The following is a 23,561-nucleotide window of genomic DNA, read 5'->3' on the forward strand; positions in this document are numbered from 1 at the left end:
CTGGCTTCGGCTCAATGCGCCGGCGTCGCTGCCGTCACGCGGGCATGGGACCGTTTCAGCCAGTAACCGAAGATCGCCGCCGTGATGAAGGCGATCAGCCCGTAGATCGCTGCCGGAACCGCCATGGTCGCATTGTTCAGCAGCAGCGGGCTCAGCGCGATGGCGATCGCCAGCGTGCCGTTGTGGATGCCGATCTCCATGCCGATCGCTGTTGCCTGGCGCCTTTCGACGCCGGCCGCGCGCGGCACGAAATAGCCGACTCCGAGGCTGATCAGGTTGAAGGCGAGCGCGGCGAGGCCAACGATCGGCCCCCAGACCTTGAGCGTTTCCCATTCCTGGATCAGCGCCACGGCAACCACCGCAAACAGAAACAGCATCGAGAAGATCTTCACCGGCCGGGCCATGCGCTCGGCAAAGGCCGGGAAGCGGCTGCGCAGCCACATGCCGATCAGCACCGGGCCGAGCACGATGACAAACACCTGCAGCACCTTGGCGAACTGCAGCGGAATCGCCTGGTCGCCCGACAGGAAATGCGCCAGTGACCAGTTGACGATCAGCGGCAGCGTGAGGATCGACAGCGCCGAATTGATCGCCGTCAGCGTGATGTTCAGCGCCACGTCACCATCGGCCAGGTGGCTGTAGAGATTGGCCGATGTGCCGCCCGGGCTTGCCGCAAGCAGCATCATGCCGACGGCCAGTGCCGGCTCGAGGCCGAAGACATAGACGACGCCGAAACACGCCAGCGGCAGGATGACGGTCTGGCAGACCAATGCGACGAGCACCGCCTTTGGTTTTTGCAGGACGTTTCGGAAATCCTGGACCGTCAGCGACAGGCCGAGGCCGAGCATGATGACGCCGAGCGCCAGCGGCAGAAAAATGATGAGCGCGGAACTGTCTTGCATCTACGCCTCCCCTGTAGCCGCTCGCCGCGCCGTCACGGCACGCCTCTCCCCAGCGACTGTATGAAAACGTAGTGGAATTCCAGACGATTCGCACGTGTCGCGAATAGCCGGCTCTGGGGCTATTGTGCCGCCAGTGCCTTTTCGATCTCGGGCATCAGTGTACTGACGACGGCCTCGGTCGACAGTGGCCCGACATGCTTGAAGGCAACCTTGCCGTCCTTGCCGACAAGGAAGGTTTCCGGCACGCCATAGACGCCCCAGTCGATTGCCGTGCGGCCATTCTGGTCGACGCCGACGGCCTTGAACGGATTGCCGAGATCGCCAAGGAAGCGACGGGCGTTCTCCGGCTTATCCTTGTAGTTCAGCCCGGCGATGGCGAAGCGCTGGTCCTTCGACAGCTCCAGCAGCACCGGATGCTCCTCGCGGCACGGCGCGCACCACGACGCCCAGACGTTGACCAGCGTCACCTTGCCGGCGAAGTCGGTGGAGTTGAGGCCAGGCAGTGAAAGTCCTTCAAGGGCGGGCAGTTCGGTCTTCGGCGCTGTCTGGCCGATCAGTGCCGAGGGCACGGCGGTCAGGTCGCGGCCGGACAGCAATTGCGTCAGGAACAGGCCGGCGAGCGCCAGGAACAGCAGCAACGGCAGCAGCACGAAGAGTCTGCGCGGCCGTGCCGGCTTCTGGCTGTCGACGCTCATGCCTTTGCCTTGTCCGAGCGGCGGCGATGGCCGGCGGCTTCGAGTTCGGCCATCTCGCGCTTGCGCGCGCGCTGGTCGGCGAGAATCCAGATGATCAGCCCAGCGATCGTAAGCGCAGAAACGCCATAGGCGGCGGTGACATAGAGGGCGTGCGCACTCATCGGGCACCCTGGCAAGACTTGGTCATGTCGCTGTTTCCGAGCATTCCCTTCACTTAACGGTGGGTGGGCGGCTGCGCAATCGGACGCCGCGCCGCACCGTGGCGGTTGAAGGAAACGTGATCAGTCGGTGCCCGAGCGCAGGGCGACCGCCGCCGCCAGCGGTCCGATGACGGCCAGGAACATGGTCAGCGCGCACAGGATCAGGAACGGCGGGGTAAACGGGTCGGGATCGTTGACGGCACCATAGGCCGCGGTGACGCCGAAGATCAGCACCGGGATGACCAGCGGCAGCACCAGCACCGAAATCAGCAGGCCGCCGCGGGGCAGGGCGACGGTGACGGCGGCACCTGTCGCACCGATGAAGACAATGGCCGGCGTGCCGACGAGCAAGGTGAGCGCTGCGGCACCGATGCCGACAAGCTCCATGTTCATGAACAGGCCGAGCAGCGGGGCAGCGATGACCAGCGGCAAAACGCTCGCGGTCCAGTGTGCCAGGCATTTGACGAAAACGGTCAGCGCCAGCATGTGCCGGTCGGCGTTGAGCACCAGAAGGTCGAGCGAACCGTCCTCGCGGTCTGCCTGGAACAGCCGGTCGAGGCCGAGCAGGCTGGCGAGCAGCGCGCCGATCCACAGGATCGCCGGACCGATGCGGGCAAGCAGGTTGAGATCGGGGCCGACGCCAAAGGGGATGGTGACGATGACGGCCAAGAAGAACAGCACGCCCGTCAGCGCCCCGCCGCCGGCACGCACGCCCATGCGCAGGTCGCGGAGGTAGAGGGCTAGCATGGGTGCCCTCCATAGAGATGCGCGGAGCTTTCAAACATGCGCCCGCCCCATCTCCAACGTCTTGGCGTCTGCCAATCCCAGCGGCAAATGGGTCGCGGCGATGATGATGCCGCCTGATACGCAATGAGCCTTCATCAGCTCGGCGAAGCGCGCGTCCGAGGCCTTGTCGAGGCCTGATGTCGGTTCATCGAGCAGCCAGACCGGGCGGTGGCTGACGAGTAGCTTGGCGATCGCAGCGCGGCGCTTCTGGCCGGTCGAGAGATAGCCGAAGGGCAGGTGGCCGAGGCCGCCAAGCCCGACCTCTTCGAGCGCATCTGCGATGTCGAGCTTGCCGTCGCCAGAGAAGTCGCGCCAGAAGGCGAGGTTCTCCCGTACGGTGAGGGCTGCCTTCATCGCGTTCTGATGGCCGAGATAATGGCAGGCCGAAGCAACCGTGGGAAATTCCTCGCCGCCGCCCTCGACGGTGATTCGTCCCGATGCGTGCGGCAACAGCCCGGCGATCACGCGCAGCAGTGTCGACTTGCCCGAACCGTTGGGGCCGGTGACGACGAGTGCTGCGCCGTCCTCGAGCGAAAAACCGACGTTGGTGAAAACCGCCTCGCCGCCGCGTTCTCCGCTCAGATTTTCGGCGATCAGCCGCATTCGTTCCCCATCGCCGAAAGTCTTGTCCCCGCCGCTTCGCGCCGCAGCAAAATAGGCGAATCTCGGTCTAGAACTATTCCAATAAATTCTCTATATGCCACTCGACCATGCCAGCGGTCGGCATGGAAACAGAATTTGCGCCGAACCAGCGCACGCGCCGCCTTGAACGGCTCGGGTTGCTTGGGACCGGACAGCGGAAATGGCCGTACCCGCACCTTTGCGCGTGATTGCATGCCCATCGGAGTCCGTTCCCTTTCAGGCTGAACAGACAAGGATGGATCGCACGTGTCCAAATCACTCGACAGTTTCAATTGCCGCCGCACCCTTACCGCGGCTGGTACCGACTATGTCTATTACAGCCTCATCGAGGCCGAGAAGAACGGCCTGACCGGCATTTCGCAGCTGCCCTATTCGATGAAGGTGCTGCTCGAAAACCTGCTGCGCAACGAAGACGGTCGCACCGTCACCAAGGAGGCCATCCAGGCCGTCGCCGGCTGGCTGACCGACAAGGGCACCGCTGGCGTCGAGATCGCCTACCGCCCGGCCCGCGTGCTGATGCAGGACTTCACCGGCGTTCCCGCCGTCGTCGATCTCGCCGCGATGCGTGACGGCCTCGCCTCGCTCGGCGGCGACCCGCAGAAGATCAACCCGCTGGTGCCTGTCGACCTGGTCATCGACCACTCGGTCATCGTCGACGAATTCGGCACGCCGCTGGCCTTCGCCCGCAACGTCGAACTCGAATATGAGCGCAACGAAGAGCGTTACAAGTTCCTGAAGTGGGGCCAGCAGGCGTTCCGCAACTTCCGCGTCGTGCCGCCCGGCACCGGCATCTGCCACCAGGTCAACCTCGAATACCTCGCCCAGACCGTCTGGACGAACACCGAGGACGGCGTGACGACCGCTTATCCCGACACCTGTGTCGGCACCGACTCGCACACCACTATGGTCAACGGTCTGGGCGTGCTCGGCTGGGGCGTCGGCGGCATCGAGGCGGAAGCCGCGATGCTCGGCCAGCCTGTTTCCATGCTGCTGCCCGAGGTCATCGGCTTCCGCCTGACCGGCAAGCTCAGGGAAGGCGTCACCGCAACCGACCTCGTGCTCACCGTCACCCAGATGCTGCGCAAGAAGGGCGTCGTCGGCAAGTTCGTCGAGTTCTTCGGCCCTGGCCTGTCCAACATGACGCTGGCCGACCGCGCCACCATCGGCAACATGGCGCCGGAATATGGCGCGACCTGCGGCTTCTTTCCGGTCGATGTCGAGACCATCCGCTACCTCAACATGTCGGGGCGCGCCGAAAACCGCATCGCGCTGGTCGAGGAATATTCCAAGGCGCAGGGCATGTGGCGCGACACCTCGTCGGCCGATCCTGTCTTCACCGACCTGCTCGACCTCGACCTCGAAACAGTCGTGCCGTCGATGGCCGGCCCGAAGCGTCCCGAAGGCCGCATTCCGCTCGAAGGCATTGCCTCGGGCTTCGCGACCGCGCTCGAAGCCGAGTACAAGAAGACCGTCGACCAGTCGAAGCGCTACGCCGTCGAAGGCGAGAACTTCGACCTCGGCCATGGCGACGTGGTGATTGCCGCGATTACCTCCTGCACCAACACCTCGAACCCGAGCGTGCTGATCGGTGCCGGCCTGCTGGCCCGCAACGCCAACCGCATCGGCCTGAAGCAGAAGCCGTGGGTCAAGACCTCGCTGGCGCCTGGTTCGCAGGTGGTTGCCGAGTATCTCGAAAAGGCCGGCCTGCAGAAAGAGCTCGACCAGATCGGCTTCAACCTCGTCGGCTTCGGCTGCACGACCTGCATCGGCAATTCCGGCCCGCTGCCGGCGCCAATCTCCAAGACCATCAACGACAAGGGCCTGATCGGTGCGGCCGTGCTTTCGGGCAACCGCAACTTCGAAGGCCGCGTGTCGCCCGACGTGCAGGCCAACTACCTGGCTTCGCCGCCACTGGTCGTTGCCTACGCGCTCGCCGGTTCGGTGACCAAGGACCTGACATCAGAGCCGCTGGGTGAGGATCGCGACGGCAACCCGGTGTTCCTGAGGGATATCTGGCCGACCAATGTCGAGATCGACCAGTTCATCGCCGAAAACGTCACCCGCGAGCTGTTCGCCCGCAAATATGCCGACGTCTTCAAGGGCGACGAGAACTGGCAGAACGTCCAGGCGCCGGAAGGCCAGACCTACGCATGGGACGACAAGTCGACCTATGTGCAGAACCCGCCTTACTTCGTCGGCATGGGTGCGAAGCCGGCCAAGATCGGCAAGATCGAGGGCGCACGCGTGCTCGGCCTGTTTGGCGACAAGATCACCACCGACCACATCTCGCCGGCCGGTTCGATCAAGGCGGCTTCGCCCGCCGGCAAGTACCTGACCGACAACGGTGTCGGCGTTGCCGACTTCAACCAGTACGGTACGCGTCGTGGCAACCACGAGGTAATGATGCGTGGCACCTTCGCCAACATCCGCATCCGCAACCACATGCTCGGCGAAAACGGCCGCGAGGGTGGCTACACCTTCCACTTCCCGTCGAAGGAAGAGATGCCGATCTACGATGCCGCGATGCAGTACCGCGCGGAAGGCGTGCCGCTGGTGATCTTCGCAGGCGTCGAGTACGGCAACGGCTCGTCGCGCGACTGGGCTGCCAAGGGCACCAACCTGCTGGGCGTGCGCGCGGTCATCGCCCAGTCGTTCGAGCGCATTCACCGCTCGAACCTGGTCGGTATGGGCGTGATCCCCTTCACCTTTGAGGAAGGCACGACCTGGAAGACGCTTGGCCTCAAGGGCGACGAGCAGGTGACGATCGACGGCCTTGAGACGATCAAGCCGCGCCAGAAGATGATCGCCAAGATCACCTTCGCCGATGGTTCGGTGAAGGACGTTCCGATCCTGTGCCGCATCGATACGCTTGATGAGCTCGACTACTACAAGAACGGCGGCATCCTGCAGTACGTGCTGCGCGACCTCGCCGCGTAAGTTCGACGCGCGATTCATGTGAAACAAACCGCCGGGGCGAAAGCTCCGGCGGCTTTGTTTTGGGGGCGGATCAGAAGGGGGTGAAGGATCGCAACGGTGAAAGGCAAACCGCCGAGAAAAATCACTCACTTGGACATCTCCACGCTCCTGCCTGCCCGTTCAAGGCGAGCGTTCGGCCGCACCGGCTGATCGAAGCCAACCGCTGCAGAGTCTTAGGCGACCGACGCGGGAGCAGTTGCGACCAGCCAAGGCACTGAATGCGAACCGCCAACACGCCGAAATACGCCATCTGCCGTATTGCCCGGCCCGTCGCTGCCGGGACATCTGCCCACCTGACGGACCCCGTTGTCGCGGGTCGAGATTGACGAAGGAGCAGGTTCAATGAGGTTGATGACGTTTGGCGCAGCGTGGCTGGTTGCCATATCCAGTGGTGCGGCACTGGCTGCGGATGCTACGTCGGCGCAGCCGGCTGCCGGCTTCGTCTGGAGCGGCGGTTATGTCGGTGTGCAGGCCGGTCATCTCTGGGGCAATGGGCGGACGACGGCTGAAACCGGCTGGAATTCCAAGCCCGATATCGAGGGTTGGCTTGGCGGCGTTTATGCCGGCTACCACCATCAGCTGGCGAACCAGGTCGTGATCGGTATCGAAGCCGACCTTGCCTGGAGCAATGCCGATGGTTTCGGGCAGGCGTACGACGGATCAGGCACGCCCTTGCCGCCACCCGTCATTGGCGACGTCTATGAGCTCAACTGGTCGGGTGCGGCGCGCCTGAAGCTGGGTTACGCAATGGACCGCCTGCTGCCTTACGTTGCCGGCGGCGTTGCGTTCGCCGACGTCAACGTCCACGCCATCGACGATGGTGTCCGGATCAGCCCTATCGTTGGCGACACGATGGTCGGATGGACGCTCGGCGCCGGTGTCGAATACGCATTCACCGATAATCTCATCGGCCGCGTGGAGTACCGATACACCGATTTCGGCGACTTCGACCTGTCGTCGTTTGCGACGGCGGAGCTTACGACGCACGACGTTCGTCTCGGCGTCGCCTACAAGTTCTGAGCAAGGTACCTCCGCCGACCAAACCCCGGCCTCGTGCCGGGGTTTTTGCTTGATCAGGGATGCTTGAGAGGCAGTACCGTGCCGTGGACACGCCAAGCACATGATCCGGCGAGGCACGATCTCAAGCGCCGTCGCTCAGATCGTAGAGATACATGACGAAGGTCTCCGCCGGTTCGGCCGATTCCTTGCGCCGTTCATAGAGCGCGCGGGCCGGAACGTTGTCGGGTTCGGTGCCGAGCCAGGCCTCGGCGCAGCCCAGTTCGCGGCCGGCGGCAAACAACGCGTCCATCAGAAGATTGGCGATGCCACGGCGCTGCCAGGCCGGCGAAACACCCACCTCGTCGACATAGAGTTCCGACGGCTTGTCTGGATGACGGTGAACCATGCCGGCAGCCTGCGCCACAACCTGGCCATCATCGAGGGCGACGAAGAGCAGGTGGCCTGATGAGGCGAGGCAGGCCTTCAGGCGGGCGGCATCGACCGGCTCGTCGAAGACGTCGGCGGCGACACTGTCGAGCAGGTGTTCATCGCCCGGCTGGAGCCGGCGGATCTCGATGGACGGCATCGTGGTCTTCATCTTTTCTTCGTAAAGTCGTCACAAAACTTTGACGTTTACGTAAATCCCGTTGTTTCTAACCGATTGAAAAAGTTGAGGTTGAAATAATCGGTTGAATTTTTTTGGCCACGGAGCTATTGCGAGCCGCTATTTCTGGCTGCATTTCCGCGGCCTCTCTGGCCCAAACCTACTCCACCCCGCCGCCACGGCGTCGTTAAAGGCAAAGGGAAATTCCTTCATGGCACGCAACAAGATAGCCCTCATCGGCTCCGGCATGATTGGCGGTACGCTCGCCCATATGATCGGCCTCAAGGACCTCGGCGACGTGGTCCTGTTCGATATTGCCGAAGGCACCCCGCAGGGTAAAGGCCTCGATATTGCCCAGTCCTCGCCGGTCGACGGCTTCGACTCGCGCTTCACCGGCGTCAACGACTATGCCGGCATCGAAGGTGCCGACGTCTGCATCGTCACCGCCGGCGTGCCGCGCAAGCCCGGCATGAGCCGCGACGATCTGCTCGGCATCAACCTCAAGGTCATGGAACAGGTCGGCGCCGGCATCAAGAAGTATGCCCCCAAGGCCTTCGTCATCTGCATCACCAACCCGCTCGACGCCATGGTGTGGGCGCTGCAGAAGTTCTCGGGCCTGCCCAAGAGCCACGTCGTCGGCATGGCCGGCGTGCTCGACTCGGCGCGCTTCCGCTACTTCCTGTCGGAAGAGTTCAAAGTTTCGGTCGAGGACGTCAGCGCCATGACGCTGGGCGGCCACGGCGACGACATGGTGCCGATGGTGCGCTATTCGACGGTTGCCGGCATTCCGCTGCCGGACCTGATCAAGATGGGCTGGACCAGCCAGGACAAGCTCGACGCCATCGTCGAGCGCACCCGCAAGGGTGGCGGCGAGATCGTCGGCCTGCTCAAGACCGGCTCGGCCTACTATGCGCCGGCCTCGTCGGCGATCCAGATGGCCGAGGCCTATCTCAAGGACAAGAAGCGCGTGCTGCCTTGCGCGACGCACCTGTCGGGCCAGTATGGCGTCAAGGACATGTATGTCGGCGTGCCCGTGGTGATCGGCGCCGGCGGCGTCGAGCGCATCATCGAGCTCGACTTCAACAAGGCCGAGCAGAAGATGTTCGAAAAGTCGGTCGACGCGGTGAAGGGCCTGTGTGAGGCCTGCGTCGCGATCGCGCCGAACCTCGCCAAGAAGTAAGGGACAACGCGCATGAACATCCACGAATATCAGGGCAAGCAATTGCTCAAGGGTTTCGGTGCTCCCGTCGCTGACGGCGTGCCGGTGTTCAAGATCGAGGAAGCGGAAGCGGCGGCCAAGGCGCTGCCGGGTCCGCTCTACGTCGTGAAGAGCCAGATCCACGCCGGCGGCCGCGGCAAGGGCAAGTTTAAGGAGCTGCCCGCCGACGCCAAGGGCGGCGTGCGCCTCGCCAAGTCGGTCGACGAGGTTGTCGCCTTCGCCAAGGAAATGCTCGGCAACACGCTGGTGACCAAGCAGACCGGCCCGGCCGGCAAGCAGGTCAACCGCCTCTACATCGAAGACGGCGCCGACATCGACCGCGAGCTGTACCTGTCGATCCTTGTCGACCGCTCCGTCGGCCGCGTTGCCTTCGTGGTTTCGACCGAAGGCGGCATGGACATCGAGGCGGTTGCCCACGACACGCCGGAAAAGATCATCACCGTTGCGATCGACCCGGAAAAGGGCGTCACCGCTGACGACCTCAAGGCGCTGAACGGCGCGCTGAAGCTTTCGGGCGATGCGGCCAAAGACGGCGAGAGCCTGTTTCCGATCCTCTACAAGGCGTTTGTCGACAAGGACATGAGCCTGCTCGAGGTCAACCCGCTGATCGTCATGAAGGACGGCCGCCTGCGCGTGCTCGACGCCAAGGTGTCGTTCGACAACAACGCGCTGTTCCGCCACGCCGACGTGCTCGAGCTGCGCGACACCACCGAAGAAGACGCCAAGGAAATCGAGGCGTCGAAGTATGACCTCGCTTATGTGGCGCTGGACGGCAACATCGGCTGCATGGTCAATGGTGCCGGTCTCGCCATGGCGACGATGGACATCATCAAGCTCTACGGTGCCGAGCCCGCCAACTTCCTCGACGTCGGCGGCGGCGCTTCCAAGGAGAAGGTGACGGCGGCGTTCAAGATCATCACCGCCGATCCGGCCGTGAAGGGCATCCTGATCAACATCTTCGGCGGCATCATGAAGTGCGACATCATCGCCGAAGGCGTGATCGCGGCCGTCAAGGAAGTCGGGCTCAAGGTTCCGCTGGTGGTTCGCCTCGAAGGCACCAATGCGGAACTCGGCAAGAAGATCATCAACGAGAGCGGGCTGAACGTCGTTTCCGCCGACGACCTCGACGACGCGGCGAAGAAGATCGTCGCTGCGGTGAAGGGGTAACAACGAGCATGCTTCGAGCCGCGCAAATGTCGGTGCTGTCAGCCTTCGGGTTGGCGTCGCCTTCGTTTGCGGGCGAGGCAACAGACGCGGCAGCCCTCTTTCGCGAAATATGCCTCGCGACTGAGGGTGATCTGGTCGTTGCGAAGGAACGAGCGCAGGGGCACGGCTTCGAATTCGATGGCAGCTATGGCCGACTTGCAGGATCGAAGGGATGGCCAATGGTCATGCTCACGCCTACAGGCGATGGCAACATGCATGACCGGTGCGCAGTCGCTGGCGAAACCGTCGCTGAAGGGGCGATTGCTGACGTTGCCTTGTCAAAGGGACTGGTTGAGGTTCCCAAGGAAAAGGCCGTGGGGCGGCCCTCCGAGGGCTTGGTAGTCCGGACTTTCGTCAGCCGCGAATGTGCTGAGGCGTCTGAGTTTTTTGGCTCTTGCGAGCTGATTCAGTTCCTTGGCGACGAAAGACCAGAAGGGGCATCGTCAACGCCGTTCTTTCGCAAGTTCAATTACGTACCCAGCAGGAAACCGGTTAGCTGACGATTTTGAGCCAGCCTGATCGAACAAATTAAAACTTACTCGGAAAAAGGACTTTAGATGTCCATTCTCATCGACAAGAACACCAAGATCCTGGTGCAGGGCCTGACCGGCAATACCGGTTCGTTCCACACCGAGCAGGCGCTGGCCTATCACGGCACCAAGATGGTCGGCGGCATCCACCCCAAGAAGGGCGGCGAGAAGTGGGACGGCTCGGTGCCGCTGCCGATCTTCTCGACGGTTGCCGAAGGTAAGGAAAAGACCGGCGCCAACGCCTCCGTGGTCTACGTGCCACCGGCAGGCGCTGCTGCTGCGATCATCGAGGCGATCGACGCCGAGATCCCGCTGATCGTCTGCATCACCGAAGGCATCCCGGTTTCCGACATGATCAAGGTCAAGGCGCGTCTCGACCGCTCGGCCTCGCGCCTGATCGGCCCGAACTGCCCGGGTATCGTCACGCCCGACCAGTGCAAGATCGGCATCATGCCGGGCAACATCTTCCGCAAGGGTTCGGTCGGCGTTGTTTCGCGCTCCGGCACGCTTACCTATGAAGCGGTGTTCCAGACGACGAACGCCGGTCTCGGCCAGTCGACGGCTGTCGGCATCGGCGGCGACCCGGTCAAGGGCACGGAATTCATCGACATGCTCGAGATGTTCCTGGCCGACGACGAGACCAAGTCGATCATCATGATCGGCGAAATCGGCGGCTCGGCCGAAGAGGACGCAGCGCAGTTCCTCATCGACGAAGCCAAGCGCGGCCGCAAGAAGCCGATGGCCGGCTTCATCGCCGGACGCACCGCACCGGAAGGCCGCACCATGGGCCATGCGGGTGCCGTGATCTCGGGCGGCAAGGGCGGCGCGGAAGACAAGATCGCGGCCATGGAGGCAGCGGGCATCCGCGTGTCGCCGTCGCCGGCACGTCTCGGCACCACGCTGGTCGAGGCGATCAAGGGCTAAGGCCAGGTGAATAGGGGAGTAGGGCAGTAAGGCAGCAGGGAATTCCGGATCATTGCCCTACTGCCTTACTGCCCTACTCCCTTCAAAACAGGAGAGGAGCCAGAGGCTCCGCAGGACAAAATGGCACGATCAGATCAGGCCAACGACCAATTTTCCCTCACTTCGTTCCTCTATGGCGGCAATGCCGACTATATCGAGGCGCTGCACGCCGCCTATCTCGACGACCCTGAATCGGTCGATCCCGAATGGCGCGACTTCTTCGGCGCGCTGAAGGACGACGCCGTCGACATCCGCAAGAACGCCAAGGGCGCTTCGTGGTCGACGCCGAGCTGGCCGCTGCAGGCCAATGGCGAACTGGTTTCCGCGCTCGACGGCAACTGGGGCATGGTCGAGAAGCTGATCGAAAAGAAGGTCAAGGACAAGGCGGTCGCCGTCACCGGCGCCGAGCCGTCCAAGGCCGACGTGCTGCAGGCGACGCGCGATTCGGTGCGCGCCATCATGATGATCCGCGCCTACCGCATGCGCGGCCACCTGCATGCCAATCTCGACCCGCTCGGCATCGCCAAGCCGCTCGAAGACTATAACGAGCTGTCGCCCGAGGCCTATGGCTTCACCGCCGCCGACTATGACAGGCCGATCTTCATCGACCATGTGCTCGGGCTCGAATACGCGAACATCCGCGACATGCTCGAGATCCTCAAGCGGACCTATTGCTCGACGCTCGGCGTCGAGTTCATGCACATCTCCGATCCCGAGGAGAAGGCGTGGATCCAGGCCCGCATCGAGGGTCCCGACAAGGCGATCGAGTTCACGCCCGAGGGCAAGAAGGCGATCCTGTCCAAGCTGATCGAGGCCGAGGGCTTCGAACAGTTCATCGACGTCAAGTACAAGGGCACCAAGCGTTTCGGCCTCGACGGCGGCGAAGCGCTGATCCCGGCACTCGAGCAGATCCTCAAGCGCGGTGGCGCGCTCGGGCTGCAGGAGGTCGTGTTCGGCATGGCCCACCGCGGCCGCCTCAACGTGCTCAGCCAGGTGATGGCCAAGCCGCACCGCGCGATCTTCCACGAGTTCAAGGGCGGCTCCTACGCGCCTGACGACGTCGAAGGTTCGGGCGACGTGAAGTACCATCTCGGCGCGTCCTCGGACCGCGAGTTCGACGGCAACAAGGTCCACCTGTCGTTGACCGCCAACCCCTCGCATCTCGAGATCGTCGATCCGGTGGTGATGGGCAAGGCGCGCGCCAAGCAGGACCAGCTGTTCGGCCGTGCCCGTGGCGAGATCGTGCCGCAGGAAGAGCGCGCCAAGGTGATGCCGCTTCTGCTGCACGGCGATGCGGCATTTGCCGGCCAGGGCGTGATCGCCGAAATCCTCGGCCTGTCGGGCCTGCGCGGCCATCGTGTTGCCGGCACGCTGCATTTCATCATCAACAACCAGATCGGCTTCACGACGAACCCGCGCTTCTCGCGCTCGTCGCCCTATCCGTCCGACGTTGCCAAGATGATCGAAGCGCCGATCTTCCACGTCAATGGCGACGATCCGGAAGCTGTGGTGTTCGCCGCCAAGGTGGCGACCGAATTCCGCATGAAGTTCCACAAGCCGGTGGTCGTGGACATGTTCTGCTACCGCCGCTTCGGCCATAATGAAGGCGACGAGCCTGCATTCACCCAGCCGATCATGTACCGCAACATCCGCACCCATAAGACCACGGTGCAGATCTATGCCGACAAGCTGATCGCCGAGGGCCTGATCGCCCAGGCCGAGCTCGACAAGCTGCGCGCCGACTGGCGTGCGCATCTCGAAACCGAGTGGGAGATCGGCCAGGCCTACAAGCCCAACAAGGCCGACTGGCTGGACGGCGCCTGGTCGGGCCTGCGCACGGCCGACAACCAGGACGAACAGCGTCGCGGCAAGACAGCGATGCCGGTCAAGACGCTGAAGGAAATCGGCAAGAAGCTGACCGAGGTGCCGGCCGATTTCGAGGCGCACAAGACGATCAGCCGTTTCCTTGAAACGCGCCGCAAGATGATCGAATCGGGCGAAGGCATCGACTGGTCGACGGCGGAAGCGCTGGCGTTCGGCTCGATCCTGCTCGACGGCAACCCGATCCGGCTTTCGGGCCAGGATTCGGAGCGCGGCACGTTCTCGCAGCGCCATTCGGTGCTGTACGACCAGAAGGACGAGACGCGCTACATTCCGCTCAACAACCTGTCGGCGGCGCAGGCCGGTTACGAGGTCATCAACTCGATGCTCTCGGAAGAGGCCGTGCTTGGCTTCGAATATGGCTACTCGCTGGCCGAGCCCAAGGCGCTGACGCTTTGGGAAGCGCAGTTCGGCGACTTCGCCAATGGCGCGCAGGTGGTGTTCGACCAGTTCATCTCCAGTGGTGAACGCAAGTGGCTGCGCATGTCGGGCCTCGTGTGCCTTTTGCCGCACGGCTATGAAGGCCAGGGACCGGAGCATTCGTCGGCACGCCTCGAACGCTTCCTGCAGCTCTGCGCCGAAGACAACATGCAGGTCGCCAACGTCACCACGCCGGCCAACTACTTCCACATCCTGCGCCGGCAGCTGAAGCGCGACTTCCGCAAGCCGCTGATCCTGATGACGCCGAAGTCGCTGCTGCGCCACAAGCGGGCGGTGTCTTCGCTGTCGGAGATCTCGGGCGAAAGCTCGTTCCACCGCCTTTTGTGGGACGACGCCCAGTACCTCGGCAACGAGCCGATCAAGCTGGTCAAGGATTCGAAGATCCGCCGCGTCGTGCTGTGCACCGGCAAGGTCTATTACGACCTCTACGAGGAGCGCGAGAAGCGCGGCATCGACGACATCTACCTGTTGCGCGTCGAGCAGCTCTATCCGTTCCCGGCCAAGGCGCTGATCACCGAGCTGTCACGCTTCCGCAATGCCGAGATGGTGTGGTGCCAGGAAGAGCCCAAGAACATGGGTGCGTGGTCGTTCATCGACCCGTATCTGGAATGGGTGCTCGCCCATATCGACGCCAAGCACCAGCGCGTGCGCTACACCGGCCGTCCGGCCGCCGCCTCTCCGGCGACGGGCCTGATGTCCAAGCACCTGGCGCAGCTCCAGGCATTCCTCGACGACGCCCTCGGCGAATAACCAAAGAACGGACAGGCAAAAAATGGCTACCGAAATCCGTGTCCCTACCCTCGGCGAATCCGTGTCCGAGGCAACGATCGGCAAGTGGTTCAAGAAGGCTGGCGACGTGATCGTCGCCGACGAGCCTTTGGTTGAACTCGAGACCGACAAGGTCACCATCGAAGTGCCGGCCCCTTCTGCCGGCGTGCTGGTCGAACTGACCGTCAAGGAAGGCGAGACCGTTGGCGTCGGCGCATTGCTCGGCACCATCGGTGCCGGTGACGGCGCCGTTGCCGCTCAGAAGCCCGCAGCTGTCGCCCAGGCCACGGCCTCGACCGTCAAGGAAGCCGTGGCGCAGACCGCTTCGGTCGCCGGCGCCCCGGCGATCGAAGAACGCAAGATGCCGCCGGCACCGGCCGCCGCCAAGCTGCTCGCTGAGACCAACCTGTCGGTCGATCAGGTCGCCGGCTCGGGCAAGCGCGGCCAGGTGCTGAAGGGCGATGTGCTCGACGCCATCACCAAGGGCATTTCCGCTCCCGCCGCAGCCCCGGTTGTTGCTCCGGTGGTCGCCCGCGTTCCTTCGAGCGCAGTCGATGCCCCGCGCGAAGAGCGCGTGCGCATGACCAAGCTGCGCCAGACGATCGCGCGCCGCCTCAAGGAAGCGCAGTCGACGGCTGCCATGCTGACCACCTTCAACGAGGTCGACATGAGCGCGGTGATGGCGCTGCGCACCAAGTACAAGGACATCTTTGAAAAGAAGCACGGCGTGAAGCTCGGCTTCATGGGCTTCTTCACCAAGGCGGTGACGCATGCGCTGAAGGAAATCCCGGCCGTCAATGCCGAGATCGACGGCACCGACATCATCTACAAGAACTTCGCCCATGTCGGCGTTGCCGTCGGCACCGAAAAGGGTCTGGTGGTTCCGGTCGTGCGCGATGCCGACCAGATGTCGATCGCCGAGATCGAGAAGGAAATCGGCCGCCTCGGCCTCGCCGCACGCGATGGCAAGCTGTCGGTTGCCGACATGCAGGGCGGCACCTTCACCATCTCGAATGGCGGCGTCTACGGGTCGCTGATGTCGACGCCGATCCTGAATGCGCCGCAGTCGGGCATTCTGGGCATGCACAAGATCCAGGACCGTCCGGTCGTGGTCGGGGGCCAGATCGTGATCCGCCCGATGATGTATCTTGCGCTGTCCTATGATCACCGCATCGTCGACGGCAAGGAAGCCGTGACCTTCCTCGTCCGCGTCAAGGACAGCCTGGAAGATCCGGAACGCCTGGTTCTCGATCTCTGATCCGACCGAGGAAAGGTGCCCGGACAACCGGGCACCTGCTCCAGTCGGCAAGGTCTAGAGCCTCAAAATGCGAGGGGCGATGGAAGCGGCAGCAGCGTCGACTGAAATCTGGGTTCTCGGCTGGAGTGTCGTGCTGCTGATCGTGCACATACTGGTGCAGGCGCTGTCGCTCGACCTTTCCGGCGATCTCAGCATCAAGTATCTGCTCAGCCCGCGCGACGAGGGCAGGGCTTCGAAAAGCCTGATTGCGGGGCGGTTGCAGCGGTCGCTCAACAACATGCTCGAGACCTATCCCGCCTTCATCGCGCTCGCGCTGGCATTGGCGGTGACAGGCAAGACGGGCGAACTGGGGGCTGCGGGTGCCGTGACCTGGATCCTGGCGCGCCTGGTCTATGGCGTGCTTTATGTCGCCGGTGTTCCCATTTTGCGCACTATCGTCTGGTTCGTTTCGATCGGCGGGCTGGTCCTGATGGTCGTGCGCCTGATGACGTAAGATCCGCGCCTGAAGAAACCGAAACGAGACGGTCGCATGGCTTTCGAACCCGACATTCCCGCAATCCAGGTGCATCTGTGCGTCAAGGACGGCAAGGCGGCGATCGCCTTCTACGAAAAGGCCTTCGACGCGGTCGAGACCTTCGAGCAGATGGCTGATGACGGGGTGCGCGTGCTGCATGCCAACCTTGCGATGTTCGGCAGCGAGGTGATGCTGCATGACGAGTTCCCCGAATTCGGCGTGGATGTCTTGTCGCCGTTGAGCCGCGGTGGCGCCAGCATGACCGTCAACATCAACCTGAAGCTGCCCGGCGAGGTCGACCAGGCCGTCGAGCGCGCCACGGCGGCCGGTGCCAAGATCGTCATGCAGCCCGACGACATGTTCTGGGGCGCGCGCTACGCCAAGATCCAGGATCCGTCCGGGCATGTCTGGGCTTTCAATGCGCCGTTGGGCGCGCCGGCAAGGAGTGACCCGTCATGACGCAATACGCGTTCGAATTTGCCGGCTTGATGGCCGTCTTCGCGGTGCTGATGGTGGTGCCGGGCGCCGACTTCGTCATGGTGGTGCGCCAGAGCGTGGTGCATGGCCGCCGCGCCGCCATCGTCACCAGCTTCGGCATCGGCGTGTCGCTGCTGTTCCACGTCAGCTACACCATCCTGGGTATCGGGCTGATCGTGTCGAAATCGCTGCTGCTGTTTTCCCTGATCAAGTGGGCCGGTGCGGCCTATCTCGTCTATCTCGGCATCAAGGCGTTGCGCGCCGGGCCAATGGAAATGGCGCCGGTCGAGGTGCAGGAAGGCGGCGGCCAGCCCAAGGAAATTTCGGCGCTGCGCTGCTTCCTGATGGGCTTCGTCACCAACGCGCTCAACCCCAAGGCGGTGTTGTTTTTCCTGCCGTTGTTTACGGCGATGGTCAGCCACGAGACGCCGGCAGCGGTGAAGGGCGTCTACGGCCTGCTGATGGCCGTGGTGCTGATCGCCTGGTTCGTTGGCGTGTCGATGTTCTTCACCATGGCCTCGGTGCGCGAGCGCTTCGTTACCTGGGGCCGCTGGTTCAACAAGGCGACCGGCATGATCTTCATCGGCCTTGGCGTGAAGCTTGCCACGGTGCAGGCCGGCTGATGCGGTTTCAGGCGCTGATCGCGGCTGTTGCAGTGCTGTCGGCGACGACGGCCGAAGCGGCGTGCCCGATCGAGCTTGCCGTCTATGGCGACCGCGATGGTGCCGCCGAAATCGACTTCCGGCCGACACTGGAATCGGCAACGGTGACCAACAGCTTCAAGATGGTGCTGGACAATTCCGTCGTGCTCGACGGCGTGGTGATGTGGTCGCAGGACGTGGCGCGGCCAAATGGCATGCTGATGCACCAATGCCCCGAGGGCGACGTGACCGGTGAGGAGATCGAGGCCTGCACGGTATGGCAGGGCGTGATCTACAGCGTCGACGAGCAGGGCAATGTCGGGCTTCTGCCGCGCGAGCGAATCGCCGCGGCTGCGCCGAAGAAGCTGATCTTCTCCGACCTCGGCCATGGCCTCAGGACATCTGCTGCCTATGGTCCCGACGGGTTCTCCAAAGTGCCGTGGGACGTGTTCGAGCTGAAGGGGTGCCAGGAATGAGTGCGCTGGGAAAAGTCCTGCTGGTAACCGGCGGCAGCCGCGGCATCGGGGCTGCGATCTGCCGGCTTGCCGCCAAGGCCGGCTACCGCCTCGCCATCAACTATGCGTCGAACGAAGCCGCCGCCTCGGCACTTGTGGCCGAGATCAAGGCATCAGGCGGCGAGGCCATCGCCATCAAGGGCGATGTCGGCAGCGAAGCCGACGTGCTTGATATGTTCGCCGAAGTCGACCGGGCCTATGGCCGGCTCGACGCCTTCGTCAACAATGCCGGCGTTGTCGACATGAAGGCGCGCGTCGACGAGATGAGTGCTTTAAGGCTGGAGCGCATGATGCGCATCAATGTCGTCGGCTCGATCCTGTGTGCCCGCGAGGCGGTCAAGCGCATGTCGAGCCTGCATGGCGGCCAAGGTGGCGCCATCGTCAACATCTCGTCGGCGGCGGCGACGCTCGGCTCGCCCGGCGAGTATGTCGATTATGCCGCCTCCAAGGGAGCCATCGATACCTTCACCATCGGACTTGCCAAAGAGGTTGCGACCGAAGGCGTGCGGGTGAATGCCGTGCGCCCCGGCATCATCGACACCGAAATCCATGCGTCGGGCGGACAGCCGGACCGGATCGCGGCCATTCGCGGCCTGGTGCCGATGAAGCGCGAAGGCAAGGCACAAGAAGTTGCCCATGCCGTCATCTGGCTTTTGTCGGATGAGGCATCATATACGACGGGCTCGATTTTGAACGTGAGCGGCGGCCGCTGACCGCCCCAGGCAAGAAGGAAAGAACAATGGCATATGACGTCGTCGTAATCGGCTCGGGCCCAGGCGGCTATGTGTGCGCCATCAAGGCAGCACAGCTCGGATTGAAGGTCGCCGTGGTCGAGAAGAACGCGACCTTCGGCGGCACCTGCCTGAACATCGGCTGCATTCCCTCCAAGGCGCTTCTGCATGCCTCTGAGATGCTGGCCGAGGCACAGCATTCCTTCGACGCGCTCGGCGTCGAGGTCGGCACGCCGAAGATGAACCTGAAGAAGATGATGGCGCACAAGGATGCGACTGTCGCCGCCAACGTCAACGGTGTGTCGTTCCTGTTCAAGAAGAACAAGATCGACAGCTTCCAGGGTACCGGCAAGGTGCTCGGCGCCGGCAAGGTCGGCGTCACCGGTGCCGACGGCAAGACGCAGGAAATCGAGACCAAGAACATCGTCATCGCCACCGGCTCGGACGTCGCCGGCATTCCGGGCGTCGACGTCGCCTTCGACGAGAAGGTGATCATCTCGTCGACCGGCGGCCTGTTGCTGGAAAAGGTGCCTGGCCATCTGGTGGTTGTCGGCGGCGGCGTCATCGGCCTCGAGCTCGGCTCGGTCTGGGCGCGCCTCGGCGCCAAGGTAACCGTGGTCGATATCTCGACACCATTCTGGGCGGCATGGACGGCGACGTCGCCAAGCAGTTCCAGCGCATGCTGGCCAAGCAGGGCTTCGAGTTCAAGCTCGGCTCCAAGGTAACCGGCGTCGCCAAGGCCAAGAAGGGCGCGACAGTGACCTTCGAGCCGGTGAAGGGCGGTGCGGCCGAGACCATCGAGGCGGATGTCGTGCTGGTCGCCACCGGCCGCAGGCCCTACACCGACGGCCTCGGCCTCAAGGAAGCCGGCGTCGAGATGGACGAACGCGGCCGGGTCAAGACCGACGGCCGCCTGCGCACCAACGTTGCCGGCATCTATGCCATCGGCGACGTCGTCGTCGGTCCTATGCTGGCGCACAAGGCCGAGGACGAAGGCGTTGCCGTCGCCGAGATCATTGCCGGCCAGGCCGGACACGTGAACTACGACGTCATCCCCGGCGTGGTCTACACCAGCCCCGAGGTCGCTTCGGTCGGCAAGACCGAAGAAGAACTGAAGAAGGCTGGTATCGCCTACAAGGCGGGCAAGTTCCCGTTCACCGCCAATGGCCGGGCGCGCGCCATGCTGCACACCGACGGCTTCGTCAAGGTGCTGGCCGACAAGGACAGCGACAAGGTGCTGGGCGTTCACATTGTCGGCTTTGGTGCCGGCGAGATGATCCACGAGGCGGCGGTGCTGATGGAGTTCGGCGGTTCGTCGGAAGACCTCGGCCGGACCTGCCATGCGCATCCGACGATGTCGGAAGCGGTCAAGGAAGCAGCACTCGCCGCCTTCTTCAAGCCGATCCACATGTAATCAGGCGGATCGGGTCGATCCGCAGTGCGAACCAAAGTGAAACGGCCCGCTCGGTGAGCGGGCCGTTTGCTTTTCAGCAGCCGTTAGCCACCGGAAGGTGCCGGAGCCGGTGCCGTGGTGCCGCCGCCCGAAGGCGCGGGTTCGGCCGGAGCCGGAGTGGCAGGTGCGGGCGCAGGCTCAGCAGGTGCAGGCGCCATGGTACCCGACGGTGCCGGGGCAGGCTCGGCCGGAGCAGGTGCCGGGGCCGGTGCTGTCGCCGCCGGCGGTTCGGCCGGTGCCGGGGCTTCCGCGGTCTTGGGACCGAAGATGTAGTAGGCCACCGCTGCAAGCAGCACGACGATAATGGCTATCAGCCATGTGCTGCCCATGCTCGACTGGCCGGCTGGGCGTCCTGGATCTGGATTGTTCACCATTGAGATCTCCCTCAGCTGCGCTCCGCAATCATTGCGTGAACATCGCAATCAACGCGCGAAGGGCGTTTCGGTTTCACATTGACGTGAAATTTTCGAAACGAAGATTCCAGCGGCGGCGTTTCGCCACGCCGCCAAGGCCAAGAAAGAGGAATAGGCTCGACCAAGTTGCAGCGAGCCGAGGCTAAAAACATGCCCGTGGTGCCTGTCCTGTCCAGTGCCGAGCAAATTCTGCCCGGCGCCCGGTTCACCGACAGATTCGCGGTGGTGGTCAGTGGCCAACGCCTCGACGTCGGCACCGCGGCCGAGCGGGTGTTTCGTCATCGGCCGAGCTGGATCGGCGCGCTGATGGCGCTGCGCAACCTTTTGGTCAGGCCGTTCGGGCTGAAGACGCGCGATGAGGACCTTGCGCCGGAACTGGAGCGCAAGGGCATGTTCCCGGTGCTGAGCCAGTCGGCGCAGCGGATGGTGCTCGGGCTGGACGACCGCCATCTCGACTTCCGCCTGCTTGTCGAATTGAAGGAGCTTGGCGACGGCCGCCAGGAGGTGAGCGCCACGACGCTGGTCAAGCCGCACAATCTGCTGGGGCGGGCCTATCTTTGCGCCGTGATGCCGTTCCACAAGATCATCGTGCCGGCCATGCTGGCGCGCGCCGCCAAGCCTTAGAAACCTGCGTCCAGACGGGCGCGTGGCAAATTTCAGCGATCGGCTGATGTGACGGTGTAGCCGGCCTTGCGGAACAGCTCGACCAGCCCGTCGGGGCCGGGCAGGTGCAGCGCACCCACGGCCATGAAGGCGTCGCCAGCACTGATGAGCGGTTCGGCGCGCTCGACCATCGTCTTGTTGCGCGTCGTCACCATCGCCTCTTCGAAGGCGGCGTAACTCGCTTCATCGCCGCCCGTGTTGGGCAGCGCGTTGCGGAACAGCGGCCAGAACATGCCGGTGTCGCCGCGCTGGTAGAGCACGACCATCGTTTCGATGACATCGTCCATGCGATCGCCGAGCTTGAGGGTTTCGACTAGGCCCTTGATGTGGAATTCGAGCGGCAGCGAAGCCATCGCCGAGAGCTGGTCGGCAGCACTTTCGAGGCCCTTGACCTGCTTGCCGGCAGCTTTTGCCTGCTGCGCCAGCAGGATGTCGAGCACCGGCGCACCGCCAGACTTGCGGGCAAGCTCGCAGGCCGGAAGTGCGACCATCGCCGACAGCATCCACGGCTTCATCTTGGTGACGCTTGCGGGCGGGATGCCACGCGCCTCAAGTGCCGCATTGACGATCCTGGCGTCTTCCGGCGACAGCAGCGATGGCAGCGTGGTGGCGTCGGTGAACATCATCAGTTCTGGCTGCTTCATCAGGTTGGCGACCATCGCCTGCTGATCGAGCACATCGGTGGTTTCGATGACCAGCGTGTGGGCGGCGTCGAAGGCCTTTTGGGCCGCGGGTTGAAGGCTGGTGACGCGCGGGTCGGTGACATGCATGGTGCCGTAGAGCCAGGACGGCTTCTGGCCCGGCTTTTCCAGTTTCCACAACAGGCCCTGGCCGTTGAGCGTTTCTTTCGCCTCGGCCTCGATCTTGCCGAGCAGTGCCGGGTCGTTGTTCTGCAGCTCGGCCAGCATGTCCGAGCCGGTGCAGACAGGTGCCTCGGCATGCGCCTTGCCGGCGAGCAAGAGGGCGGCGGCGAAAAACAGGATGAAGAACAGCAGGTTGAGCGCTGCAAGCAGCTTCAGCGACAACAGCGAGGCGCGATCGGCAAAGGCAACGAGACGTTTCATGGCCTTGGTGTAGCGGCCAAAAGCGGCAAAACGGTTAATGCTGTGGTGACAATTGTCGGGTCGCAGGTGCTAGGCGCGCGGGTGCGCCGCCTCGTAGATCTCGAGCAGCCGGGTGGTGTCGACGCCGGTGTAGATCTGGGTCGTCGACAGGCTGGCGTGGCCAAGCAGTTCCTGGATGGTGCGCAAATCGCCGCCGCGCCCGAGCAGGTGGGTGGCGAAGGAATGGCGCAGCGCGTGCGGCGTCGCCGTGTCTGGCAGGTTCAGTGCTGCGCGCATCTTGCGCATCTCGCGCTGGATGATCGCCGGGTCGAGCTGGCCGCCGCGCGCGCCGCGAAACAGGGCGTTGTCGGCGCCGAGAAGGTAGGGGCAGAGCTTGCGGTACTCGGCGACGGCCTGGAGCGCGACGGGCAGGACGGGCACCAGGCGGGTCTTGCCGCCCTTGCCTGATATGCGCAGTACGGTGTCACTTGGCGACGCCAGTTCCGCTCCGGACAGGTTAAGCGCTTCGGAAATGCGCAAACCCGAGCCGTAGAGCAAGGTCAGCACGGCGGCGTTGCGCGCGGCGATCCATGGCTCTTCGGCGAGTTGCTCGCCAACTGAGACGACTCGCTTGGCGTCGACCGCCGTGAGCGGCTTGGGCAGCGATTTCGGCTGCTTCGGCGCCCGCAGCGCCGACGAGCCGGCGGCATTGACCAGGCCCTGGCGTTCAAGAAAGCGCAGCAGCGAGCGCACGCCGGCAAGGCCGCGCCCGAGCGTGCGGGCACCGGCGCCATCGGCGCGGCGGGAGGCAAGGAAGCCACGCAGATCGACCGGTCGCAGGTCGCTGATGTCGGAGATGCCGGGCGGGCCGCCGTTGTGGCCGGTGAGGAATTGCAGAAACTGGCGCGTGTCGCGCTCATAGGCATCGACGGTCGATGCCGACAGGCGGCGCTCGCCGGCAAGCGACTTCAGCCAGCCCTGACGGGCCGACTGCAGGTCGGGTTTTGCGGCGATGAGGAATTCCTGCATTGGCAGTCGGCG

At 63.8% G+C, this 23,561-nt stretch carries 23 protein-coding genes and 1 pseudogene; 15 read left to right on the plus strand and 9 right to left on the minus strand.

Annotation, left to right across the window (positions count from 1 at the left end):
• Window positions 1-11: 11 nt before the first annotated feature.
• The 5 genes from ACHMW7_RS05255 to ccmA form a co-directional block, all read right to left on the minus strand.
• A complete protein-coding gene (locus ACHMW7_RS05255) occupies window positions 12-902 on the minus strand; it encodes a bile acid:sodium symporter family protein (protein WP_395449288.1) in 891 nt (296 codons plus the stop codon).
• 119 nt (window positions 903-1,021) lie between these two features.
• The gene (locus ACHMW7_RS05260) at window positions 1,022-1,597 is read right to left on the minus strand and encodes a DsbE family thiol:disulfide interchange protein (RefSeq protein ID WP_395449289.1); all 576 of its coding nucleotides are present in this window, start codon (window positions 1,595-1,597) and stop codon (window positions 1,022-1,024) included.
• Window positions 1,594-1,758 carry a heme exporter protein CcmD gene (ccmD, locus tag ACHMW7_RS05265; RefSeq protein WP_395449290.1) on the minus strand — a complete coding sequence of 55 codons (165 nt, stop codon included), beginning with the start codon at window positions 1,756-1,758 and terminating at the stop codon, window positions 1,594-1,596. Before ccmD ends, ACHMW7_RS05260 begins: the two co-directional genes overlap by 4 nt.
• A 120-nt stretch (window positions 1,759-1,878) precedes the next feature.
• Window positions 1,879-2,544, minus strand: a complete 666-nt coding sequence (ccmB, locus tag ACHMW7_RS05270) for a heme exporter protein CcmB (protein WP_395449291.1) — start codon at window positions 2,542-2,544, stop codon at window positions 1,879-1,881.
• Window positions 2,545-2,574: 30 nt separating this feature from the next.
• Window positions 2,575-3,186: a heme ABC exporter ATP-binding protein CcmA gene (gene ccmA, locus ACHMW7_RS05275; RefSeq protein ID WP_395449292.1), complete on the minus strand. Its 612-nt coding sequence runs from the start codon at window positions 3,184-3,186 to the stop codon at window positions 2,575-2,577.
• Window positions 3,187-3,471: 285 nt separating this feature from the next.
• Here ccmA and acnA point away from each other — a divergent pair, with 285 nt between their 5' ends.
• A complete protein-coding gene (acnA, locus tag ACHMW7_RS05280) occupies window positions 3,472-6,162 on the plus strand; it encodes an aconitate hydratase AcnA (protein ID WP_395449293.1) in 2,691 nt (896 codons plus the stop codon).
• Window positions 6,163-6,543: 381 nt separating this feature from the next.
• Complete coding sequence (locus ACHMW7_RS05285; RefSeq protein ID WP_395449294.1) at window positions 6,544-7,221, plus strand: outer membrane protein; 678 nt, start codon at window positions 6,544-6,546, stop codon at window positions 7,219-7,221.
• Between the two features lie 121 nt (window positions 7,222-7,342).
• On the opposite strand, the gene ACHMW7_RS05290 is transcribed toward ACHMW7_RS05285, so the two are convergent.
• Window positions 7,343-7,798: a GNAT family N-acetyltransferase gene (locus ACHMW7_RS05290; RefSeq protein ID WP_395449295.1), complete on the minus strand. Its 456-nt coding sequence runs from the start codon at window positions 7,796-7,798 to the stop codon at window positions 7,343-7,345.
• Between the two features lie 217 nt (window positions 7,799-8,015).
• Between ACHMW7_RS05290 and mdh the strand changes: the two genes are divergently transcribed.
• The 12 genes and pseudogenes from mdh (at window position 8,016) to lpdA (ending at window position 20,362) form a co-directional block, all read left to right on the plus strand.
• Window positions 8,016-8,984 (plus strand): malate dehydrogenase, encoded by a 969-nt coding sequence (gene mdh / locus ACHMW7_RS05295; protein WP_395449296.1) that lies wholly within the window; start codon window positions 8,016-8,018, stop codon window positions 8,982-8,984.
• Window positions 8,985-8,996: 12 nt separating this feature from the next.
• Window positions 8,997-10,190 carry an ADP-forming succinate--CoA ligase subunit beta gene (gene sucC, locus ACHMW7_RS05300; protein ID WP_395449297.1) on the plus strand — a complete coding sequence of 398 codons (1,194 nt, stop codon included), beginning with the start codon at window positions 8,997-8,999 and terminating at the stop codon, window positions 10,188-10,190.
• 26 nt (window positions 10,191-10,216) lie between these two features.
• Window positions 10,217-10,729 carry a hypothetical protein gene (locus tag ACHMW7_RS05305; RefSeq protein WP_395449298.1) on the plus strand — a complete coding sequence of 171 codons (513 nt, stop codon included), beginning with the start codon at window positions 10,217-10,219 and terminating at the stop codon, window positions 10,727-10,729.
• Between the two features lie 57 nt (window positions 10,730-10,786).
• Window positions 10,787-11,683, plus strand: a complete 897-nt coding sequence (sucD, locus tag ACHMW7_RS05310; protein ID WP_395449299.1) for a succinate--CoA ligase subunit alpha — start codon at window positions 10,787-10,789, stop codon at window positions 11,681-11,683.
• 120 nt (window positions 11,684-11,803) lie between these two features.
• On the plus strand, window positions 11,804-14,794 hold the full coding sequence (locus tag ACHMW7_RS05315; RefSeq protein WP_395449300.1) for a 2-oxoglutarate dehydrogenase E1 component: 2,991 nt from the start codon (window positions 11,804-11,806) through the stop codon (window positions 14,792-14,794).
• Between the two features lie 22 nt (window positions 14,795-14,816).
• Window positions 14,817-16,070, plus strand: coding sequence for a 2-oxoglutarate dehydrogenase complex dihydrolipoyllysine-residue succinyltransferase (gene odhB, locus ACHMW7_RS05320; RefSeq protein ID WP_395449301.1), 1,254 nt, complete (start codon window positions 14,817-14,819; stop codon window positions 16,068-16,070).
• A 79-nt stretch (window positions 16,071-16,149) separates the two neighbouring features.
• Window positions 16,150-16,563 (plus strand): MAPEG family protein, encoded by a 414-nt coding sequence (locus ACHMW7_RS05325; protein ID WP_395449302.1) that lies wholly within the window; start codon window positions 16,150-16,152, stop codon window positions 16,561-16,563.
• Window positions 16,564-16,599: 36 nt separating this feature from the next.
• Window positions 16,600-17,043 (plus strand): VOC family protein, encoded by a 444-nt coding sequence (locus ACHMW7_RS05330; protein WP_395449303.1) that lies wholly within the window; start codon window positions 16,600-16,602, stop codon window positions 17,041-17,043.
• Window positions 17,040-17,684, plus strand: coding sequence for a LysE family translocator (locus ACHMW7_RS05335; RefSeq protein ID WP_395449304.1), 645 nt, complete (start codon window positions 17,040-17,042; stop codon window positions 17,682-17,684). Before ACHMW7_RS05330 ends, ACHMW7_RS05335 begins: the two co-directional genes overlap by 4 nt.
• Entirely contained in the window at window positions 17,684-18,178 is a 495-nt protein-coding gene (locus tag ACHMW7_RS05340; protein ID WP_395449305.1) for a hypothetical protein, read from the plus strand. Before ACHMW7_RS05335 ends, ACHMW7_RS05340 begins: the two co-directional genes overlap by 1 nt.
• A complete protein-coding gene (locus tag ACHMW7_RS05345; protein ID WP_395449306.1) occupies window positions 18,175-18,930 on the plus strand; it encodes an SDR family oxidoreductase in 756 nt (251 codons plus the stop codon). The genes ACHMW7_RS05340 and ACHMW7_RS05345 overlap by 4 nt, the downstream gene beginning before the upstream one ends.
• A 26-nt stretch (window positions 18,931-18,956) precedes the next feature.
• A pseudogene (gene lpdA, locus ACHMW7_RS05350) lies at window positions 18,957-20,362 on the plus strand (dihydrolipoyl dehydrogenase).
• 83 nt (window positions 20,363-20,445) lie between these two features.
• Here the strand turns inward: lpdA and ACHMW7_RS05355 are convergent.
• On the minus strand, window positions 20,446-20,775 hold the full coding sequence (locus ACHMW7_RS05355) for a hypothetical protein (RefSeq protein ID WP_395449307.1): 330 nt from the start codon (window positions 20,773-20,775) through the stop codon (window positions 20,446-20,448).
• Between the two features lie 189 nt (window positions 20,776-20,964).
• Between ACHMW7_RS05355 and ACHMW7_RS05360 the strand changes: the two genes are divergently transcribed.
• Window positions 20,965-21,438 carry a DUF2867 domain-containing protein gene (locus ACHMW7_RS05360; protein ID WP_395449308.1) on the plus strand — a complete coding sequence of 158 codons (474 nt, stop codon included), beginning with the start codon at window positions 20,965-20,967 and terminating at the stop codon, window positions 21,436-21,438.
• Between the two features lie 32 nt (window positions 21,439-21,470).
• Here ACHMW7_RS05360 and ACHMW7_RS05365 read toward each other — a convergent pair whose 3' ends face one another.
• Both ACHMW7_RS05365 and ACHMW7_RS05370 read right to left on the minus strand, forming a co-directional pair.
• Window positions 21,471-22,541, minus strand: a complete 1,071-nt coding sequence (locus tag ACHMW7_RS05365; RefSeq protein WP_395449309.1) for a TraB/GumN family protein — start codon at window positions 22,539-22,541, stop codon at window positions 21,471-21,473.
• A 69-nt stretch (window positions 22,542-22,610) separates the two neighbouring features.
• The gene (locus ACHMW7_RS05370) at window positions 22,611-23,549 is read right to left on the minus strand and encodes a tyrosine recombinase XerC (RefSeq protein ID WP_395449310.1); all 939 of its coding nucleotides are present in this window, start codon (window positions 23,547-23,549) and stop codon (window positions 22,611-22,613) included.
• Between the last annotated feature and the right edge of the window lie 12 nt (window positions 23,550-23,561).

The sequence above is a fragment of the Aminobacter sp. UC22_36 genome (assembly GCF_044056035.1).
Taxonomy (GTDB): Bacteria; Pseudomonadota; Alphaproteobacteria; order Rhizobiales; family Rhizobiaceae; genus Aminobacter.

Bases quoted from the DNA above. Each gene is read 5' to 3' on its own strand.
- ACHMW7_RS05340 (WP_395449305.1), top strand. From the start codon at position 17,684: ATGCGGTTTCAGGCGCTGATCGCGGCTGTTGCAGTGCTGTCGGCGACG.
- ACHMW7_RS05305 (WP_395449298.1), top strand. From the start codon at position 10,217: ATGTCGGTGCTGTCAGCCTTCGGGTTGGCGTCGCCTTCGTTTGCGGGC.
- ccmB (WP_395449291.1), bottom strand. From the start codon at position 2,544: ATGCTAGCCCTCTACCTCCGCGACCTGCGCATGGGCGTGCGTGCCGGC.
- ACHMW7_RS05365 (WP_395449309.1), bottom strand. From the start codon at position 22,541: ATGAAACGTCTCGTTGCCTTTGCCGATCGCGCCTCGCTGTTGTCGCTG.
- odhB (WP_395449301.1), top strand. From the start codon at position 14,817: ATGGCTACCGAAATCCGTGTCCCTACCCTCGGCGAATCCGTGTCCGAG.
- sucD (WP_395449299.1), top strand. From the start codon at position 10,787: ATGTCCATTCTCATCGACAAGAACACCAAGATCCTGGTGCAGGGCCTG.
- ccmD (WP_395449290.1), bottom strand. From the start codon at position 1,758: ATGAGTGCGCACGCCCTCTATGTCACCGCCGCCTATGGCGTTTCTGCG.
- sucC (WP_395449297.1), top strand. From the start codon at position 8,997: ATGAACATCCACGAATATCAGGGCAAGCAATTGCTCAAGGGTTTCGGT.
- ACHMW7_RS05370 (WP_395449310.1), bottom strand. From the start codon at position 23,549: ATGCAGGAATTCCTCATCGCCGCAAAACCCGACCTGCAGTCGGCCCGT.
- ACHMW7_RS05335 (WP_395449304.1), top strand. From the start codon at position 17,040: ATGACGCAATACGCGTTCGAATTTGCCGGCTTGATGGCCGTCTTCGCG.
- ACHMW7_RS05290 (WP_395449295.1), bottom strand. From the start codon at position 7,798: ATGAAGACCACGATGCCGTCCATCGAGATCCGCCGGCTCCAGCCGGGC.
- ACHMW7_RS05285 (WP_395449294.1), top strand. From the start codon at position 6,544: ATGAGGTTGATGACGTTTGGCGCAGCGTGGCTGGTTGCCATATCCAGT.
- ccmA (WP_395449292.1), bottom strand. From the start codon at position 3,186: ATGCGGCTGATCGCCGAAAATCTGAGCGGAGAACGCGGCGGCGAGGCG.
- mdh (WP_395449296.1), top strand. From the start codon at position 8,016: ATGGCACGCAACAAGATAGCCCTCATCGGCTCCGGCATGATTGGCGGT.
- ACHMW7_RS05355 (WP_395449307.1), bottom strand. From the start codon at position 20,775: ATGGTGAACAATCCAGATCCAGGACGCCCAGCCGGCCAGTCGAGCATG.
- ACHMW7_RS05255 (WP_395449288.1), bottom strand. From the start codon at position 902: ATGCAAGACAGTTCCGCGCTCATCATTTTTCTGCCGCTGGCGCTCGGC.
- ACHMW7_RS05345 (WP_395449306.1), top strand. From the start codon at position 18,175: ATGAGTGCGCTGGGAAAAGTCCTGCTGGTAACCGGCGGCAGCCGCGGC.
- ACHMW7_RS05260 (WP_395449289.1), bottom strand. From the start codon at position 1,597: ATGAGCGTCGACAGCCAGAAGCCGGCACGGCCGCGCAGACTCTTCGTG.
- ACHMW7_RS05330 (WP_395449303.1), top strand. From the start codon at position 16,600: ATGGCTTTCGAACCCGACATTCCCGCAATCCAGGTGCATCTGTGCGTC.
- ACHMW7_RS05325 (WP_395449302.1), top strand. From the start codon at position 16,150: ATGGAAGCGGCAGCAGCGTCGACTGAAATCTGGGTTCTCGGCTGGAGT.
- ACHMW7_RS05315 (WP_395449300.1), top strand. From the start codon at position 11,804: ATGGCACGATCAGATCAGGCCAACGACCAATTTTCCCTCACTTCGTTC.
- ACHMW7_RS05360 (WP_395449308.1), top strand. From the start codon at position 20,965: ATGCCCGTGGTGCCTGTCCTGTCCAGTGCCGAGCAAATTCTGCCCGGC.